General features: G+C 71.0%; 15 protein-coding genes and 1 rRNA gene. All 16 read right to left on the reverse strand.

Going from position 1 to position 15,255, the window contains the following annotated elements; all coding sequences use genetic code 11:
- Positions 1 to 729, reverse strand: a complete 729-nt coding sequence (gene cmk, locus MRBLWH7_RS06445; protein WP_342000360.1) for a (d)CMP kinase — start codon at positions 727 to 729, stop codon at positions 1 to 3.
- Positions 722 to 1,828, reverse strand: coding sequence for a prephenate dehydrogenase (locus MRBLWH7_RS06450; RefSeq protein ID WP_342000363.1), 1,107 nt, complete (start codon positions 1,826 to 1,828; stop codon positions 722 to 724). The genes cmk and MRBLWH7_RS06450 overlap by 8 nt, the downstream gene beginning before the upstream one ends.
- Positions 1,829 to 2,599, reverse strand: a complete 771-nt coding sequence (locus tag MRBLWH7_RS06455; RefSeq protein ID WP_342000365.1) for a pseudouridine synthase — start codon at positions 2,597 to 2,599, stop codon at positions 1,829 to 1,831.
- A complete protein-coding gene (gene scpB / locus MRBLWH7_RS06460) occupies positions 2,596 to 3,216 on the reverse strand; it encodes an SMC-Scp complex subunit ScpB (protein ID WP_342000367.1) in 621 nt (206 codons plus the stop codon). Before scpB ends, MRBLWH7_RS06455 begins: the two co-directional genes overlap by 4 nt.
- On the reverse strand, positions 3,206 to 4,027 hold the full coding sequence (locus MRBLWH7_RS06465) for a ScpA family protein (protein ID WP_342000369.1): 822 nt from the start codon (positions 4,025 to 4,027) through the stop codon (positions 3,206 to 3,208). The genes scpB and MRBLWH7_RS06465 overlap by 11 nt, the downstream gene beginning before the upstream one ends.
- A complete protein-coding gene (locus MRBLWH7_RS06470) occupies positions 4,011 to 4,895 on the reverse strand; it encodes a ParA family protein (protein ID WP_342000371.1) in 885 nt (294 codons plus the stop codon). Before MRBLWH7_RS06470 ends, MRBLWH7_RS06465 begins: the two co-directional genes overlap by 17 nt.
- An 84-nt stretch (positions 4,896 to 4,979) precedes the next feature.
- Positions 4,980 to 5,930: a site-specific tyrosine recombinase XerD gene (gene xerD / locus MRBLWH7_RS06475; protein WP_342000373.1), complete on the reverse strand. Its 951-nt coding sequence runs from the start codon at positions 5,928 to 5,930 to the stop codon at positions 4,980 to 4,982.
- 65 nt (positions 5,931 to 5,995) lie between these two features.
- Positions 5,996 to 6,601, reverse strand: a complete 606-nt coding sequence (locus tag MRBLWH7_RS06480) for an NUDIX hydrolase (RefSeq protein WP_342000375.1) — start codon at positions 6,599 to 6,601, stop codon at positions 5,996 to 5,998.
- Between the two features lie 16 nt (positions 6,602 to 6,617).
- A complete protein-coding gene (locus tag MRBLWH7_RS06485; RefSeq protein ID WP_342001942.1) occupies positions 6,618 to 8,315 on the reverse strand; it encodes a CTP synthase in 1,698 nt (565 codons plus the stop codon).
- Positions 8,316 to 8,394: 79 nt separating this feature from the next.
- Complete coding sequence (recN, locus tag MRBLWH7_RS06490) at positions 8,395 to 10,086, reverse strand: DNA repair protein RecN (protein ID WP_342000378.1); 1,692 nt, start codon at positions 10,084 to 10,086, stop codon at positions 8,395 to 8,397.
- Positions 10,083 to 11,105, reverse strand: coding sequence for an NAD kinase (locus MRBLWH7_RS06495; protein WP_342000380.1), 1,023 nt, complete (start codon positions 11,103 to 11,105; stop codon positions 10,083 to 10,085). The genes recN and MRBLWH7_RS06495 overlap by 4 nt, the downstream gene beginning before the upstream one ends.
- Complete coding sequence (locus MRBLWH7_RS06500) at positions 11,102 to 11,902, reverse strand: TlyA family RNA methyltransferase (RefSeq protein WP_342000381.1); 801 nt, start codon at positions 11,900 to 11,902, stop codon at positions 11,102 to 11,104. Before MRBLWH7_RS06500 ends, MRBLWH7_RS06495 begins: the two co-directional genes overlap by 4 nt.
- The gene (locus MRBLWH7_RS06505; protein ID WP_342000383.1) at positions 11,899 to 12,057 is read right to left on the reverse strand and encodes a hypothetical protein; all 159 of its coding nucleotides are present in this window, start codon (positions 12,055 to 12,057) and stop codon (positions 11,899 to 11,901) included. The genes MRBLWH7_RS06500 and MRBLWH7_RS06505 overlap by 4 nt, the downstream gene beginning before the upstream one ends.
- Before the next feature lie 51 nt (positions 12,058 to 12,108).
- Entirely contained in the window at positions 12,109 to 13,146 is a 1,038-nt protein-coding gene (locus tag MRBLWH7_RS06510) for an HAD-IIA family hydrolase (RefSeq protein WP_342000385.1), read from the reverse strand.
- Complete coding sequence (locus MRBLWH7_RS06515; protein ID WP_342000387.1) at positions 13,146 to 15,014, reverse strand: primosomal protein; 1,869 nt, start codon at positions 15,012 to 15,014, stop codon at positions 13,146 to 13,148. The genes MRBLWH7_RS06510 and MRBLWH7_RS06515 overlap by 1 nt, the downstream gene beginning before the upstream one ends.
- A 93-nt stretch (positions 15,015 to 15,107) precedes the next feature.
- Positions 15,108 to 15,224: ribosomal RNA gene (gene rrf, locus MRBLWH7_RS06520) — 5S ribosomal RNA — on the reverse strand.
- Positions 15,225 to 15,255: the final 31 nt, after the last annotated feature.

Consider the following 15,255-nt stretch of genomic DNA (forward strand, 5'->3'; position numbering starts at 1 on the left):
TCAGGCTCCTGTCTGCAGTGGGTCGACCGCCGGCGCGCTCAGCGCGGCCCGGACTACGCCGAGCACGGCGTCCACGGTCTGATCGAAATCGAGGGAGGTCGAATCGACGACCTCGACACCGGGCGCGGCGGTGAGGAAGTCGACGACGGCCGAGTCGGATGCGTCGCGCCGATGGAGCGCGGCGGCGACGGCCGCAGCATCGTGCGTCGTCAGCTCGGCGCTGCGGCGTGCGGCGCGGATCTCCGGCGCGGCCGTGAGGAGGATGCGCACCGGGGCGTCGGGCGCGACGACCGTCGTGATGTCGCGGCCCTCGACGACGACACCCGGTCGCCCGGAGCGCGCCACGAGCGCGCGGAACAGCGCGTTCACCGACTGCCGCACGGCGGGCACGCGCGCGACGCCGCTCACGGCGTCCGACACGCGAGGCTCGCGGATCGCGTCGGTCACGTCGGCCTGACCCACCCGCACCCAGTACGCGTCGGGATCGAGTGAGATCGCGTAGTCGAAATCCCCCGAGACATCGAGGACGGATGCTGCGTCCGACGTGTCGATGCCGTGCTCGAGCGCGTGCCACGCGAGGGCGCGGTAGGCGGCGCCGGTGTCGAGGTAGCCGTAGCCGAGGCGTCGGGCGACCTGCTTCGAGACGCTGGACTTGCCGCTGCCGGCCGGGCCGTCGATCGCGACGACGACGGGGTCTGGTCCCGGCTTCGTGATCGCGGGGTCAGTCATTGGTGGTGCTCGCAATCTTCCAGCCGCGCGATTCGAGACCGTCGATCGCCCGGCGCACGGCGCTCGGAACGACGCTGATCTCGGCGAGGCCGAACTGGGCGCCGGGAGAATGCTCCAGGCGCAGGTCTTCCACGTTCACGTCGAGGTCGCCGAGCTCGCCGAAGAGGCGCCCGAGCTGCCCGGGGGTGTCGTCGACCATCACCACGACCTGCTCGAAGCGGCGGTTCTGGCCGTGCTTGCCCGGCAGGCGCTCGACACCGTCGTTGCCGCGGCGGATCGTGTCGGCGACGGCGCGCCGGGCGCCCGGGGCGTCGGGCTCGCGCAGCGCGTCGGCGACGGCGGTGAGGTCGGCGGTGATCTGATCGAGCACGTCGACGACGGGCGCCGCATTCGCGCCGAGGATCTGCACCCACAGCTCCGGGGCCGAGGCCGCGATGCGGGTCGTGTCGCGCACGCCCTGACCGGCGAGCCGGAGCGAGCCGTCGGGGGCGTCGACGAAGCGTCCCGCGAGCAGGCTTGCCACGAGCTGCGGCACGTGCGAGACGAGCGCCACGCCGCGGTCGTGGTCTTCAGGGGTCATCTCGATCGGCGTGGCGCCGAGGTCGAGTGCGAGCCCTTCGACGAGCGCAAGGTCGGCGGACGGGGTCTCCTCGTCGCGGCACACCACCCACGGACGCCCGACGAAGATGTCGGCGCGCGCCGAGATCGCTCCTCCACGCTCGCGCCCGGCGAGCGGGTGCGAGCCGATGTAGTGCGTGAGGTCGACGCCGCGCTCCCGCAGCGTGCGGAGCGGTTCGAGCTTGACGCTCGCGACGTCGGTCACCACGGCGGCCGGGTGCTGCTCGAGCTCGCGCTGGATGACGTCGGCGGTGACGTCCGGCGGGACGGCGACGACGACGAGCGACGGCTCATCGTCGTCCGCGGCGCGGCGACCGGCACCGTAGTCGATGGCGAGGCGCAGCTGAGACGGCGACGTGTCGTCGAGCGCGACATCGACGCCGCGCGCGCTCAACGCGTGGCCGATACTCGCCCCGAGGAGGCCTGCACCGACGATCCGCACCGTGCCCTGCACGCGCGGAGCGAGGGAGGTCGCTGTCACTTAGTCCTCCTGTTGACCTGCGGCTTGGCGCGAAAGAGTCAGCAGAGCGCCCCGCTCCACTTTAGTCAACTCGCGGGCGCGCCCGGCTGGCAGCGTTCCCAGGTGCAGCGGCCCGAACTGGCGGCGCACGAGTTCGACGACGGGATGCCCCACCTCGGCCATCATGCGGCGCACGATGCGGTTGCGCCCCGAGTGGAGGGTCAGCTCGACCAGGGAGCCGCCTCCCTCGGTCGAGGACGACAGCAGCCGCGCCTTGTCGGCGGAGATCGGGCCGTCCTCCAGGTCGACTCCGCGCAGGAGCCTCTGAATGGTCTGCGGTGTCACGCGGCCGTCGACCTTGGCGATGTAGACCTTCGTCACACCGAACGACGGGTGCGCGAGCACGTGTGCGAGCTCGCCGTCGTTCGTGAGCACGAGCAGGCCGCTGGTCTCGGCATCCAATCGCCCCACGTTGTACAGGCGCTCCGGCCACTCCTTCGTGAAGCGGCGCAGGTCGGGACGACCGCGGTCGTCCTTCATGGAGCTCACGACGCCGGTCGGCTTGTTGAGCATGACGTAGCGCTTGGACTGGTCGAGCTGGACGGCTGTGCCGTCGACGTCCACGAGGTCCTTCTCGGGGTCGATGCGCGAGCCCAGCTCCGTCACGATGTTGCCGTTCACGCGCACACGGCCCTCGACGATGAGGTTCTCGGCGACGCGCCGCGAGGCGACGCCCGCATTCGCGAGCACCTTCTGCAGGCGCACGCCCTCGGTGGATTCGGCGCCGGTCATCGTCGCACTCCTTCGTCCTGGCTGTCTCCGACTTCATCGGCACCGTCGAGCAGCGGCGAGATGTGGGGCAGCTCGTCCAGCGAGTTGATGCCGAGGTGCACGAGCAGCGCATCAGTGGTGCCGTAATTGATGGCGCCGGTCTCGGCATCGGCGAACAGCTCGGTGATGAGCCCGCGCGCGAGCAGCGTGCGCACGACCGAGTCCACGTTCACGGCACGGATCGACGCGACCTGGCTGCGGGTCACCGGCTGCTTGTACGCGATGACCGCGAGGGTCTCGAGCGCGGCCTGCGAAAGGCGGGACGGCGCCTGGCCGCCGACGTACTCGCTCACGAGGTCGTCGAACTCCTCACGGACGTAAAGGCGCCACCCGCCGCCCACCTCGCGCAGTTCGAACCCGCGCACGGGCCCGCCGGCCCTGCCGTCGTAGTCGTCGACGAGGGCCTCGATGGCCTGGCGCACCGCGGGCACCGGTGCGCCGACGGCGGCGGCGAGGCTCACCAGGCTCTGCGGCTCCTCGACGATCAGCAGGATCGCCTCGAGCCGCCGGGCCACATCGGTCACCGTGACGGCGGGCGCGGCACCCCCTGCTGAGCTTGTCGAAGCATCATCGGTCATAGTCGGCTCCCAAGGTGGCGAGGTTCTCGTCGCTCCAGCGCTGCGCGCTCCAGCGGAGGGTCAGCTCGCCGAGCGGCTCGAGTTGTTCGAACGACAGGGCGGCGTGGCGGTACAGCTCCAGCACCGACAGGAAGCGAGCGACCACCACGCCCGGCTGGCCGACGCCCGCGATGAGCTCGCGGAACGTCAGGGCGCCGGCATCTCTCAGCAGCGTCACCACGATCGCGGCCTGCTCGCGGATGCTCACCAAGGGTGCGTGCAGATGGTCGAACCCGATGCGCGGGATCTCCTTCGGCGTCATGGCCAGCAGCGCGAGCGCCGCGAAGTCGTCGGCGCTGAGCGACCAGACGAGTTCCGGCACGGCGTTGCGGTACTTCTCGTCCAGGCGCACCGAGCGCGTGTGGCGCACGGCCTCGCGGCGCAGGCACCGCTCGAACCACGCCGACACCTCCTTGAACGCGCGATACTGCAGCAGCCGCGCGAACAGCAGATCGCGGGCTTCGAGGAGCGCGACCGATTCGGCGTCGACGAGCTCGCCCTGCGGCAGGAGACCGGCCACCTTCATGTCGAGCAGGGTCGCGGCGACGACGAGGAACTCGGATGCCTCGTCCAGCTCCTCGCCCGGACCCAGATCACGAAGGTACGCGATGAACTCGTTGGTCACGAGCGACAGCGACACCTCGGTGATGTCGAGCTCCTGCTTCGAGATCAGGGTGAGGAGGAGGTCGAACGGTCCGTCGAAGTTCGAGAGCGCGACCCGGAAGCCCTCTCCGGTCGTTGAGTCTGCCGAAGCGTCAGGCGACAGCGCCACGGGCGACCAGCTCCCGCGCCAGCCGCAGGTAGGCCTGCGCGGCGGCGTGCTCCGGCGCGAACTCGGTGATCGGCATGCCCGAGACGGAGGCATCCGGGAACTTGACGGTGCGGCCGATCACGGTCTCGAGCACGTCGTCGCCGAAGGCGTCGACCACGCGCTCGAGCACCTCGCGCGAGTGGAGCGTGCGCGCGTCGTACATCGTGGCGAGCACGCCGTCGAGCGTGATCGTGGGGTTGAGGCGGTCGCGCACCTTGTCGATCGTCTCGATGAGCATCGCGACGCCACGGAGGGCGAAGAACTCGCACTCGAGCGGGATGACCACACCGTGGCTCGCGGTGAGGGCGTTCACCGTCAGAAGGCCCAGCGAGGGCTGGCAGTCGATGAGGATCACGTCGTAGTCGCCCGTGACTTTGCGCAGCGCCCTCGACAGCGTCTGCTCGCGCGCGACCTCGTTGACCAGGTGCACCTCGGCGGCTGACAGGTCGATGTTGGCGGGGATCACGTCGAGGTTCTCGACGCGCGTGTGCACGATGACCTCGTGCGGGTCGCGCTTGCCGTCGAGGAGCAGGTCGTAGATCGTCGGGATCTCGTGGGTCTGGATGCCGAGACCCGCCGACAGCGCACCCTGCGGGTCGAAGTCGACCGCGAGCACCTTCCGGCCGTAGCCGGCGAGGGCGGCCGCGAGGTTGATGGTGGTCGTCGTCTTGCCGACGCCGCCCTTCTGGTTGCACAGCGCGATGATGCGGGCAGGGCCGTGACCGTCGAGCTTCGGCGGGGTGGGGAACCCCTGATAGGGACGACCGGTGGGTCCGATCGGAGTGTCCCCCGTGGCGGCCTTCGTCGCCGCCTGTGCCTTGCCCGCCACCAATGCTCCCGCCTACGTGCTTCGTGTCCACCGATTCTAGTCACGCCGCGCCTGCGAACGCCCGCGGCGCGGCGGGCGCGCGGCTCAGCGGGCGCGCGGATGCGACGTGGCGTACACGTCGCGGAGGGCGTCGACCGACACGTAGGTGTAGATCTGCGTCGTCGCCACCGAGGCGTGGCCCAGCAGCTCCTGGACGACGCGCACGTCGGCGCCGCCCTGCAGCAGGTGGGTCGCGAACGAGTGCCGCAGCGTGTGCGGCGACACGTGCGCAGTGAGGTGGGCGCGCTCGGCCGCCGCCTGGATGATCAGCCAGGCGCTCTGCCGCGACAGCGGTGCTCCCCGGGCGCCGAGGAAGAGCCTCGGGGTCGAACGCCCGCGATGCGAGAGCTCGGGCCGCGCACGCGTGAGATAGGCGTCCACGGCCGCGCGCGCGTACGAGCCAACCGGCACGATGCGCTCCTTCGAGCCCTTGCCGCGGACGCGGAGCACGTCTCCGTGCGCCGCGTCGTCGACGTCCAGCTGCACGATCTCCGACACACGCGCGCCGGTGGCGTACAGCAGCTCGAGCAGGGCGCGGTCGCGCATGCCGAGCAGGTCGCCCGCCGCCGCTCCCCCGCTGCCGGACACGTCGGCCCCGGTCGCCGGCGCCGGGCCCGAGGCATCCAGCAGGCTCTCCACCTGCTCGATCGTCAGCGCCTTGGGCAGCCGTCGGGGCTGCTTCGGCGGGCGGAGGTTCGACGACGGGTCGGCGGGCTCGATGCCTTCGCGGGCGAGGAATCGGTGAAGCCCGCGCACCGACGACTGCAGCCGCGCGAGCGACGACGCCGCCATGGGCGGCTGGGCGGCCGCGCGGTCGGCGATGAAGCTCGCGAGCGTGACTGACGTGACCGCGGCGGTGTCGTCGATGTGCTGCTCGCGCAGCCACTCGGCGTAGCCGGAGAGGTCGCGCCGGTACGCCGCGACGGTGTTCTCCGACAGGCCGCGTTCGATCGCGACGTGGCGCAGGTAGGAATCCACCGCCCGAGCGATCTGCATGTCAGCCGCCTCCTGTCACGAGGGTCTCACGTCCGGCGGGAGTGCCGGCGAACTCCGGAGGGTTTTCAGACTCCCGGATGCTCGTCGGCGCGAAGGCGCTCGGCCGCGGCCAGCACGCCCACCGCGAGGATGCCGTTGCGCAGGCGCCCCGCGAGGATCCCCGCCACGGCATCGCCGAGCGGCAGCCACTCCACCCGGATGTCGGCCTCCTCGTCCTCCCGTGCGTGCACCTCGTTCGCGGAGGTCAGGCCCCGTGCGAGGAACAGGTGGACGATCTCATCGTTCCCGCCGGGTGTGGTGAAGATGCTCACCAGCGGCTCCCACGACGAGGCGACCAGGTCGACCTCCTCGGCGAGCTCGCGGCGGGCGGTCTCGAGCGGCGTCTCGCCCGCCATGTCCAGCAGGCCGGCCGGGATCTCCCAGTCGCGGTGGCGGATCGGGTGCCGGTACTGCTGGATCAGCAGCACCCGGCCCTCATCGTCCACCGCCACGACCGCGGCCGCGCCGGGATGATCCACGTACTGGCGCACGATCCGCCCGTCGCCGTAGGCGACGGTGTCACTGCGCACATCCCACACCCGGCCCTGGTAGACCAGGTCGCTGTCGAGGACCGTGGCGTCGACGGGCTCGTCGGCGAGGAGCGCTTTCGCGGGCACGCCGCGGGGCGGCATCCGTCCCTCCGCCACGTCAGTCGTTCTCGACGTCGAAGAGCTCGCTCGCGCGGTGCCGCTCGAGCGCGGCGCCGACGAGACCGCGGAACAGCGGGTTGGCGTCCGTCGGACGCGAGCGCAGCTCGGGGTGCGCCTGCGTCGCGATGTAGTAGGGGTGCACATCGCGCGGCAGCTCGACGTACTCCACGAGGTTGAGATCGGGGTTGATGCCCGAGAACATCAGGCCCGCCTCCGCGATCTGGTCGCGGTAGCGGTTGTTCACCTCGTAGCGGTGGCGGTGGCGCTCCGACGCGCGGTCCGCGCCGTACACCTCGGCCGCGATGGAGCCCTCCGCGAGGTCCGCGGGGTACAGGCCCAGACGCATCGTGCCGCCCAGGTCGCCGTGGTCGAGGATGTCGACCTGCTCCTCCATGGTGGCGATGACCGGATGCTGCGTGTCGGGGTCGAACTCGCTCGACGAGGCGTCCTCGATCCCGGCGACGTGACGGGCGTACTCGATCACGATGCACTGCAGGCCGAGGCAGATGCCGAGCGTCGGGATGCCCTGCTCGCGCGCGAACTTCAACGCGCCGATCTTGCCCTCGATGCCGCGGATGCCGAAGCCGCCGGGGATCACGATGCCGTCGAGCGGACCCAGCGCCTTCGCGGCCCCCTCCGGCGTCTCGCACTCGTCGGAGGGGATCCAGCGGATGTTGACGTGCGTCTCCTGCGCGAAGCCGCCCGCCTTGAGGGCCTCCGTGACGGAGAGGTACGCGTCGGGCAGATCGATGTACTTGCCGACCAGGCCGATCGTCACCTCGTGCTTCGGGTTGTGCACGGCGTTCAGCACGCGCTGCCAGCGCGACCAGTCGACGTCGGCCGCCTTCGACAGGCCGAGCGCGCGGACGATGTACGCGTCGAGACCCTGCTCGTTGAGCAACGACGGGATGTCGTAGATGCTCGGCACATCGACGGCGTTCACGACCGCGCCCTCGTCGACGTCGCACATGAGCGCGATCTTGCGCTTGTTGGATTCGGTGACGGGGCGGTCGCTGCGCAGCACCAGCGCATCAGGCTGGATGCCGATGGAGCGGAGCGTGGCGACGGAGTGCTGCGTCGGCTTGGTCTTCTGCTCCCCCGAGGCCCCCATGAAGGGCACCAGCGAGACGTGCACGAAGAAGACGTTGTTGCGGCCCAGCTCGTGGCGGATCTGGCGGGCCGACTCGATGAACGGCTGCGACTCGATGTCGCCGACGGTGCCGCCGATCTCGGTGATGATCACGTCGGGCTTCGGCGTCTCGTCCGCCTGCAGGCGCATGCGGCGCTTGATCTCGTCGGTGATGTGCGGGATGACCTGCACCGTGTCGCCGAGGTACTCGCCGCGGCGCTCCTTCGCGATGACCTGCGAATAGATCTGGCCGGTGGTCACGTTCGCGGCCTGGCTGAGCTCGATGTCGAGGAAACGCTCGTAGTGGCCGATGTCGAGATCGGTCTCGGCGCCGTCATCGGTGACGAAGACCTCGCCGTGCTGGAAGGGGTTCATCGTGCCCGGGTCGACGTTCAGATACGGGTCGAGCTTCTGCATGACGACGCGCAGACCGCGGGCGGTGAGGAGGTTTCCGAGGCTGGCCGCGGTGAGACCCTTGCCCAACGAGGAAACGACACCACCGGTCACGAAGATGTGCTTGGTGGTGTCGTTCGAAGTGTCTCCGCGGAAAGAATCAGAAGTCTGCATCACGGGCTTTTATCCTATCAGGCGGTGTTTCGATGAGCTTCGCAGAAGCTGAGGACACGCGGAGGGCCGCGCGGGTGACTCAGTCGACTTCGGTGCGAAGGCTGAGCAACTCGCGTGCGTGCGTGAGCGCCGCATCGGAATCGGGCATGCCCGACAGCAGGCGCGCCATCTCGGCCTCGCGATCGGCACCGTCCAGGCGACGGACGTCGGATGCCGTGACCGAGCCGTCGTTCGCCTTCACCACGGTCAGGTGGTTGGCCGCGAAGGCCGCCACCTGCGCGAGGTGGGTGACGGCGATGACCTGCGACGACTCCGAGAGGCGCGCGAGACGCCGGCCGACCTCGATCGCGGCGGCGCCGCCGATCCCGGCGTCCACCTCGTCGAACACGAACGTCGGCACGGGGTCGACGGCCGCGATCACGACCTCGATCGCGAGCATGACGCGGCTGAGCTCGCCGCCGCTCGCGCCGCGCGACACGGCTCGCGGCTCGGCGCCGGGGTGCGGGGCGAGCAGGATGGCGACGTCGTCGCGTCCCGACGCGGACTCGGTGCCCGCCGTGACGGCGACCTCGAGGCGCGCATCGGGCATCGCGAGCGCCCGCAGCTCGGTGGTCACCGCCGCGCCCAGCCGCGCGGCTGCGTCTGTGCGCGCCGCGGTGAGCGTTCCGGCGGTCTCGTCGAGGACGGATGCTGCGGCATCCCGCTCCGCCGTCAGCCGGTCGATGCGATCGGAGTCGTCGTCGAGTTCGGCGAGCCGAGAGGAACCGGTGTCGAGCAGCTCGATGGCGGCGTCCAGGGTGCCGTGCGCGCGGACCAGGCCTGCGAGCACGGCGCGGCGCTCCTCGACGGCGGCGAGTTCGTGCGGACCGGATTCGTCGAGGTCGGCGAGGTAGCCCGCGAGCGCCGCGGCGATGTCGGCGACGCGGTAACCGACATCGGCGAGCTGACCGGAGAGTTCCGCGAGCACCGGGTCGTGGACCCGCTCGAGGGCGCGACGCGCCTCCGCGAGCAGGGCCCCGGCGTCGGGTTCGTCACCGTCGCCGGACAGTCCATCATGGGCGGTCGCCGCCGCGACGCGGAGCTCCTCGGCGTTCGCCAGGCGCTCGGCGCGAGTCGCGAGCTCGGCGTCCTCGCCGGACTCGGGTGCCGCCTGCTCGATCTCGGCGAGCTGCGCACGCAGGTCGTCGGCCTCGCGCGCCCGCGCGTCGCGATCGTCGGTGAGCTGCGACAGTTCGCGGTCGATCGCACGCCAGTGCTCGAAGGCGCGGCGGTAGGCGTCGCGCGCGGAGTGGACGGTCTCGCCGCCGAAGCGGTCGAGCGCGTCCCGCTGGGCGGCTGCGGAGCGCAACCGGAGCTGGTCGGACTGTCCGTGAACCACGACGAGTTCGTCAGCGAGGTCGGCGAGCACGCCGGCCGGCGCGGCTCGCCCGCCGACCGAGGCGCGCCCGCGGCCCTCACTGGAGATCGAGCGCCCGATGTACAGCTCCGCGCGGCCGCCGCCGATCGGCTCGACGTCGCCACCCGCCTCGCGCACGCGCGCGGCGACGGGTCCGTCCTCGGGAACGATCCACACACCGTCGACGGTCGCCTGAGCGGCGCCGGCGCGCACGGCGCCGGAATCGGCGCGCTGGCCGAGCAGCAGCCCGAGTCCCGTCACGACCATCGTCTTGCCGGCGCCGGTCTCACCGGTGATCGCCGTGAATCCCGCTCCGATCGGCAGCGTCGCCTCGGCGATCACGCCGAGATCCCGCAGGCGCATCTCCTCGATCACGTGGCGACCTCGATACCGACGGCGCTGGACTCGCGATCGGCGGAGGTGGCAGCATCCGTTGCCCGCTTCGCGTGCGTGGGCATGACGCCGGTGATCGCAGCCGGACCGCGCCACCCCTCGACCGGCAGGCGGAACTTGCGCACGAGGCGGTCGGTGAACTGGGCGGGGTGCAGGCGCGCGAGGCGCACCGGGCGGTCGGACCGCCGCACCACCACGCGCGCACCCGGCGGCAGGTCGTGCGAGCGGCGCCCGTCGCACCACAGGATGCCGGTGCCGTTGGTGCGCTCGAGCACCTCGATCGCCACCGAGTGCTCCGGCCCGACGACGAGAGGTTTGGCGAACAGCGCGTGCGCTGACAGCGGCACGACGGCGATCGCCTCGACGGTCGGCCAGATGACGGGTCCGCCGGCGGAGAAGTTGTAAGCGGTCGAGCCTGTGGGCGTCGAGACGACCATGCCGTCGCAGCCGAAGCTCGACAGCGGACGTCCGTCGATCTCGATGACGACCTCGAGGAGACGCTCGCGGCTGGCCTTCTCGACCGTCGCCTCGTTGAGCGCCCACGTCTCGTAGATGACGGAGTCGCCGGTGTCCTTGACCCGCACCTGGAGCGCCATGCGCTCCTCGACCTCGTACTCGCGCGCGATCACGCGACGGACGGCTTCGTCCATGTCGTCGCGCTCGATCTCGGCGAGGAACCCGACGTGGCCCATGTTGATGCCGAGCACCGGGGCGCTGCCGTCACGCACCAGCTCCGCCGCCCGCAGGATCGTCCCGTCGCCGCCGAGGACGATGGCGAGCTCGATGTCGGCCACCGGCACGTCCATGCCGAGCACCGCGACATCGGCCAGCGAAGGACCCGCCTGCACCAGGTCCTCGCCGTCGTCGAGGGCGAGCACGGGGCGCGCGCCGGCGGCGCGCAGCGCGGCGACGACCCGCTCGGCCGCAGCGACGGTCTCGGCGCGATGGGCGTGCGCCACCACCAGGATGCTGCGCTCGGCCTGTGTGTCGACGTCGTTCATCGGCTCCCCGCCAGTCGGTTCACGGTGCTCAACCATTCTGTCGGATTGCTCCCCCGCCCCGGTGCGAGGTGCGCGATGAACTCGGAATTGCCGTGCGTTCCCGCGATCGGGGAGCACACGACACCGCAGGTGCCGAGCCCGGCGTCCCACGCCGACCACAGCACACGCGCAACGGCGTCCGCGCGCAGCACGGGGTTGGTCACGAGGCCGCCCTTCACGGCGGTGCGCCCGACTTCGAACTGCGGCTTGATCAGCAGCACGAGATCGGCATCGGATGCCGCGACCCCGCGCGCCGCGGGCAGCACATGCGTGAGCGAGATGAAGGACAGATCGCCCGTGATCACCGAGGGCGCCTCGGAGACGCCGCTCGCCGCGGCGAGGGTGTCCGGCGTCATGTAGCGGACGTTGAACCCCTCGACGGCGACGACCCCACGATCTTCGGCGACCGATGCTGCGAGCTGCCCGTGACCGACATCCACCGCGATCACCGGCTCGGCGCCGCGCTCGCGCAGCACCTGGGTGAAGCCACCGGTGGACGCGCCCATGTCGAGCGCCGCACGGCCGCGCACGTCGACCTCGAACGCGTCGAGGCCCGCGATGAGCTTGTGCGCAGCACGGCTGACGTAGTGATCGGACGCCGCCACTTCGATCAGGGAATCGTCGCCGACGGGCGTCGAGGCCTTGACCACCGCACGCCCGTCGACCATGACCAGTCCTTCGGCGATGAGAGTCGCGGCGTGGGTGCGCGAGCGCGCGAGGCCCCGGGCGGCGAGAGCGGCGTCGAGGCGGCTCGTCATGACGGGGCGCCGGGGGTCGCCTCGAGGCGACGGGCCAGCGCATCGTGCAGAGTGTCGTACGCCTCGGCGCGCGTCGCCAGCGGCTGCGCCTCGATCACTTCGAGGGTCGACAGCAGGTCGCCGTGCTCGTCCTCATGTCCGCGGGCTCCATCCATGCCCCCAGACTACGGGGGCCGCACGGCGCGCCAGGGTCGCCGCGGCGAGGATCACGGACGGTGGAACGGATCCGCGTACAGCCGCTCGGGCACGCGGAAGCCGAAGATCGCCCGCCCGGTCGACCAGATCGCCGCCGCACCCGCACGCACGAGATCAACCGGATCATCGCCCTCGCTGAGGATGCGGACGTCGGGACCGTCGATCGCGACGCGGGCGCCGCGCACCGTCGCCACGCCGTCCTTCACGTGCACCTCGGGGTACGGCTCGTGGAGTTCACGAAGGTCGCCGAGGATGTACGTCGGCCGCGAGTTCTCGGGCGCGGCCAGCACGTGCTTGGGCCGGTCCACGCCCGTGAGGACGAGCGCGGAGCGGATTCCGGCACGGTTGGCGCCGAGGATGTCGGTATCGAGACGGTCGCCCAGGAACAGCGGATGCCGCGCCTCGAACCGCGCGACGGCCTCCTGGAAGATCGGCACCTCGGGCTTGCCGGCGACGGTCGCGAGCCGACCGACGGCCGTGTGCACCGCGGAGACCAGGGTGCCGTTGCCGGGGGCGATGCCGCGCGACTGCGGGATCGTCCAGTCGGTGTTCGTCGCCACCCACGGGATGCCGCCGTCCTCTTCGGGCGTCTTGAGCGCGAACGCCGCCTCCGCGAGCTGGGTCCAGCCCACCTCCGGCGCGAACCCCTGCACGACCGCCGACGGCGCGTCGTCGGCGCTGCGCGTCACGACGAAGCCGGCCTTCTCCACCTCGACGACGAGACCGTCGCCACCGACGACGAGCACCGTCGATCCGGGCGTGATCCTGTCCGCGAGCAGCCGCATCGCGGCCTGCGGGCTGGTCACGACGTCACGCGGAGTCGTCGCGAGCCCGAGCTCGCTCAGATGCGCCGCGACCGAGGCATCCGTGCGCGCCGCATTGTTCGTGATGTAGGCGAGGGCACGGCCGTCGCGGGCGCGGTTGAGGCTCTCGACCGCGTGCGGCAGAGCGCCGGCACCCGCGTAGACGACCCCGTCGAGGTCGGCCAGCACCACGTCGACACCGTCGAGCGGGGCGGGCGTCGTAGCCCGCCGCCCGAACAGCGCCATCAGCGGTCGGCCTCGTCGTCGCCGGACTCGTCGACTCCCGCCTCCACGAGGATCTCGGAGACCTCGTCGGCGACGGAGATCTCTTCCGGCTCGGTCGCGGCCGGCTCGGGCTCGTCGAGCTCCTCGGGTGCCTCCGTCTCGTCGAGGGTGGCCTCCGCGCCGTCTTCGTCATCGAGGTCCATCTCGACGACCTCCTCGACGAAGACCGTCTCGAGATCGTCAAGACCGGAGGCCGCGTCGATCGCCTCGGCGGCGACCACCGCGCGACGCTGCCACTGCGCGGCCTCGTCGGTACGGCCGAGCTCCTCGAGTACGGCGGCACGGGCGGCGAACAGCGCCGGGCTCCATTCGAACGCACGATCGGGATCGAGCTCGGGGATGTCGAGCTCCTGGAGCGCGCGCTCCGGGTCGCCGAGATCGAGACGGGCGCCCGACATCGCGATCGCCAGTTCGACGCGCACGGGGGTCTCGAGCGTGGAGCGGTCGACGGCACGGCCGACTTCGAGTGCCCGATCGGCTCGCCCGACGCCGCGCTCGCTGTCGACCATCAGCGCGATCTGGTCGTCGCGCCCCGAGATGCGACGGTAGGTGCGCAGCTCCCGCAACGCGAGCGCGAAGTCACCGGTCGCGTACGCGGTGATCGCAAGCGTCTCGCGGACGACGGCGATACGCCCGGCACGACGGGACGCCGACAGCGCGTGCTGGTGCGCGAGCGCCGGGTCCTCGTCGATCAGCTCCGACGCCATCACGAGGTGACGCGCGACCTCCTCGGCGTTCTCCTTGCTCAGGGTCTTCAGCTCGTTGCGCGCAGCCGGAGGCAGATCGCGCCCGGTGACGTCCTCGGGAATGACCGGATCGTCGTGCCGAACACGGACAGCCCGGATCTCGCCCTCGCGGACCGCGCGGTCGGGGCGGTCTGCTCCCCCACGCGTCGGACGTGCAGCGCGCTCGGATGGTCGGCGGTCGCCGTCTCGCTTCGCGTAGGGACGGTCGCCGTCGCGCTTCGCGTAGGGACGGTCGCCGTCACGCTTCGCGTAGGGACGGTCGCCGTCACGCTTCGCATAGGGACGGTCGCCGTCACGCTTCGCATAGGGACGGTCGCCGTCACGCTTCGCATAGGGACGGTCGCCGTCACGCTTCGCATAGGGACGGTCGCCGTCACGCTTCGCATAGGGACGGTCGCCGTCACGCTTCGCATAGGGACGGTCGCCGTCACGCTTCGCATAGGGACGGTCGCCGTCACGCTTCGCATAGGGACGGTCGCCGTCACCCTTGGCATAGGGACGGTCGCCGTCACGCTTCGCATAGGGACGGTCGCCGTCGCGCTTGACGTACGGGCGGTCGCCGTCACGCTTGGCATAGGGACGGTCGCCGTCGCGCTTGACGTACGGCTTGTGGTCGCCGTCGCGCTTGACGTACGGCTTGTGGTCGCCGTCGCGCTTGACGTACGGCTTGTGGTCGCCGTCGCGCTTGACGTACGGCTTGTGGTCGCCGTCGCGCTTGACGTACGGCTTGTGGTCGCCGTCGCGCTTGACGTACGGCTTGTGGTCGCCGTCGCGCTTCGCGTACGGCTTGTGGTCGCCGTCGCGCTTCGCGTACGGCTTGTGGTCGCCGTCGCGCTTCGCGTACGGCTTGTGGTCGCCGTCGCGCTTCGCGTACGGCTTGTGGTCGCCGTCGCGCTTCGCGTACGGCTTGTGGTCGCCGTCGCGCTTCGCGTACGGCTTGTGGTCGCCGTCGCGCTTCGCGTACGGCTTGTGGTCGCCGTCGCGCTTGGCGTACGGCTTGCGGTCGGCACCGGACGACGAGGGCTTTCCGCTGGATCGTTCGCGCGGCGCGCGTCGATCGTCGCGCGGCTCCTGCTCTGACATTCTTCGATCCTCCTGGATGCGGTCCACGTCGGCAATCGACCGTGTTAACGCGGAATGGCCACCCCGTGTGGGGTGGCCATTCCGTGAATGGGTGTCCGGCGGTGTCCTACTCTCCCACAGGGTCCCCCCTGCAGTACCATCGGCGCTGAGAGGCTTAGCTTCCGGGTTCGGAATGGGACCGGGCGTTTCCCTCTCGCTATGGCCGCCGAAACTCTTTCGATGTTTCAGGTCTTCACAACGT

The organism is Microbacterium sp. LWH7-1.2, from assembly GCF_038397755.1.
Taxonomy (GTDB): domain Bacteria; phylum Actinomycetota; class Actinomycetes; order Actinomycetales; family Microbacteriaceae; genus Microbacterium.